Source organism: Moorena sp. SIO3I6 (genome assembly GCF_010672095.1).
This window is the reverse complement of sequence record NZ_JAAHHU010000448.1, coordinates 1-3,448: the sequence shown is the minus strand read 5'-3', so window position 1 is coordinate 3,448 and position 3,448 is coordinate 1. Positions and strand designations below refer to the sequence as shown.

At 46.7% G+C, this 3,448-nt stretch carries 3 protein-coding genes; all 3 read right to left on the bottom strand.

The genetic code is table 11. The annotated features are described in order from the left end of the window. Positions 1–172 precede the first annotated feature (172 nt). The gene (locus F6K49_RS37710) at positions 173–1,246 is read right to left on the bottom strand and encodes a contractile injection system protein, VgrG/Pvc8 family (RefSeq protein ID WP_293085457.1); all 1,074 of its coding nucleotides are present in this window, start codon (positions 1,244–1,246) and stop codon (positions 173–175) included. 2 nt (positions 1,247–1,248) lie between these two features. Next, complete coding sequence (locus F6K49_RS37705) at positions 1,249–2,106, bottom strand: LysM peptidoglycan-binding domain-containing protein (protein ID WP_293105289.1); 858 nt, start codon at positions 2,104–2,106, stop codon at positions 1,249–1,251. Then, positions 2,097–3,448, bottom strand: a 1,352-nt coding sequence (locus F6K49_RS37700; protein ID WP_293105285.1) for a hypothetical protein, incomplete at its 5' end; no start/stop codon positions are given. The genes F6K49_RS37700 and F6K49_RS37705, both read right to left, overlap by 10 nt.

The following is a 3,448-nucleotide window of genomic DNA, read 5'->3' as shown; positions in this document are numbered from 1 at the left end:
TAGTGAGAATCGGGAATCGGGAATCGGGAATCGGGAATCGGGAGTCGGGAATCGGGAATCGGGAATCGGGATTAGCAACAATAACACCAAACTCCCCATCTCCCCATCTCCCCATCTCCCCATCTCCCTACTCCCTACTCCCTACTCCCTACTCCCTGTTCCCTATAAAAGATCATGATGTCCCATTCCTCCTCACCTTAAATGCTGTGCGATAACCTCGTTTATGGGAATAGCTATGGGTGGTGGAGGTCACATAGTAGTCACCACTAAACTGTTTGCCCACCCCTTGGATAGTAATAACGGTAGCTGCTCGCAAGTCAGGGCGTCCGACACACAAGCCCTCCCCACTGATGTATTCTAGAGCCATGTTATTAAATCCCCCCTGAGCGATTTGCTCAGCTTCTTCTCTACTGAACACAGGGCGATACAAACGTTCGCTGGTTTTTTTTCCACTACCCAAAGCCGGATCTACAGCCTTAGCACCGCTCTTGTTATTACTAAAACCAGGACTGGCTCGCCCAATGAAGGCTTTCTTGTCCTTCGGGTTCCAACCGCGCACCTCCACCTGTCCCACCTGGGTCAAGCTGGTCAGTCGGGAAGAAAAACTGAGCAGATCCTTTCGTTGAACTAGAGTCAACACTGACTTGGATTTCTCCTGATGGGGCCGGAAATATAGTGTTTTATCTTGAACCACAACCTCATAACCGAGTCGTTGAGCACGGGTCTGAAGAAATTCCATATCTGTTTGGTTATGCTGTAGTACATAGTCCAAAACCAGCTTTGTCGTCACTCCCCCATACTTTAGACCCGCTTGTTTGGCAATATCTCTAGCGATATCGCTGTCTTTCTTTTTAGTAAACGAGCGAGTGTTGTAACCCCGAAGCAATCGATGACTGTAGTCGTAGCCCCGCACTGTCAACAGAGGTATTTCCCCATGGGCAAATTCTGGTTCCAGACCGGTGATCTGACCCATGATCAGTTTTTGCAGTTTCCCTCCACTACCTCCGTAGCCCATAAAAATCTCTACCTCATTGCCTAGCTTAAACAGTTGCGGATTAATCCACTCCTGGTTTTCTTGGTCCCAGTTGGCAAGCTTGATGGTAAACATAGTGGGAGTACTAACGTTTTCATCCACAATTATTGCCATCACATCAGACCGCAACTGTTGTCCGCTGATCAGAATTCTGAAGCCAGGGACTGAGGTCGCGGTGCTATTGCTACTGGTTTGAGGAGCTGTCGAGACCATGGTTAATTTGAGGTTAGATTAAGTACTGGGATGGTCAGAACTTGACCTGGTGTCAGGTTACGGGGATTAGTAATCCCATTAGCCTTGGCAATCTCTCGCCAGACGCTGGGGTCATTATATTCAACACCAGCAATGCTGCTCAGGGTTTCTCCACGTCGGACAACGTGGATTGGGTCGTCATCCCGTGCTAGAGAACTGGGCTTTTCCCGTTCCTCATCTTCTTCAGGGATGAACTGGTGGAAGGTACAGTTGAGAGCGGCTCTGACTGGCATCCCATTAGGGGTAAACATAGTAAAGCGCTGGGTTAGTTGTCCGAGATACCCCTTAAAAATCAGGTTAAATGCCCCCCACCAGAGTTCACATACAGGGGGACGTTTTAAATCAGAGTCAATCAGAGTCAACTCAAAAATCTTATTCGTATACTCTCGAACATCTACGGCATTGGGTGCTGATAATCCATACACACCAGTTAACGATGACGCCGCTGTTGCCGCTCCCGATGCTACTCGTTTGAGGGGAGAACTGCCGCCCCCGGATATACTTTCAGGTAGTCCCTCGTAGGTGTCAAAAAACAGGTCGAGAGTCAGGGTTGCTGGATCCCCACCAATAAATTTAGTATCACCGCGATCGCGGTTTTTGAGAGTTTCATGACGCCATTGGGTTGTCTTGGTAATTTGAATTTCATTAGGATTGAATAGAGGCATTGGTTTGTTTTCTGGAAAAACCATCTGCCATCTTTTTCCTGGCTGCTCCTTGAGGATGGTTAATTTATCTAACTCTGCCCCAAAGAGGCTACTTGTTAATCCTTTGGTTTGGTTTAGTGTTTTTTGGGCTAGATTCTTAAACCCTGTTAATGCCATTGGCTTAATCCCCTCCGCTCACTTTCTATGGTCAGATGCTGCATCAGTTTATGGTGTACTTTCTCTACTAGTTCATCCACATCAATGTCCTCCACAGACTGATTAGTTGTAGTAGCGCCTGTTGTATTTTCTGATCCTTTCTGAATCACGGTATTTGCCTGTAAGCTAGTAGTTGATACAGTTGATATACTAGTTGATACTGATGCACCGTTGACAGATGGCATTCTTTGGATAACTCCAGAGCCATGATCACCAATAGATGGCGAACTACTAACTCCTAGTCCGTTGCCAGAAAATGACGTTCTATTGACCCCAGAGGCGGAAAAAATCAGGGGAGCAGATAATTGATAACCATCTTTTCCGGAAATTTCTCTAACCACTGGTCGCTCCGGGGTGGGTTGAATCAATGGCTGCTTTCCTTCGGATGGGCTGTTGACTATCTCCTTGACCACTGGTCGCTCCGGGGTGCGTTGAATCAGTGGCTGATTTCCCTGGGATGGGCTGTTGACAATCTCTTTGATCACCGGTCGCTCGGGGCTGGGTTGAATCAGTGGCTGGTTTCCCTGGGATGGGCTCTTGACTATTTCCTTGTGAAGCGATCGCTTTGGGGACCGTTGAATAACTGGCGACTGGGTCAGGTTTCCGGAACTGCCTAAGGATAGCTTAGACTCTGTTGGCAAAGTGGTATTGGTGTTTTTTAAATTGTTTTTTAAATTGTCTGAACTGACCTCTCCCCCAACTCCTGCTCTAGTAGGAAAGGAATGTTGAGTACCACCCGTTCCTTCAGGATTAGGAGGGTTAGGCAACTTTACCAACATCTTCTCAGAACTACTTTCAGAACTACTTGATGACTGGGAGTTAATTGGTTTGGCTTGCACAACTGGCAAGGATAAGTCAGAAGATAGTCTAGTTTTCCTAGACGGTTCAAGACCATAAACTAGGGATTTGCTATCAGAATCTGCTCTGGCTAAAGTCCTCTTAGTAGAGTTTAAAAATTTTGCTTGGATAATCGGTTTTGTGCCAGATTTGCCTCTTTCAGAAGGGATTGAATTTGAAGTTTGGGGTTTAGCGTTTTCTCTAGATTTCTGGGAATTTGACCCTGTACTTTTTTGTACTGAGGTTTCTTGATCGACATTAAATGTAGTTGATATCAAAGGTAGTTCTTTGCCTGTTCCTTTAGTTCGAGAGGCCACATTGGGAGAGGTAATTGGAGAGGTAACATGTCCCCTCTCTACCTGTTCTGCTGCTGGCCGGATTGGCTGAGCATAAACGATAGGAACTGCTTCTGCTGATTGACCCTGTAACCGATGCTGGCGTTGAATCAACTTAGCCATTAAGGGCA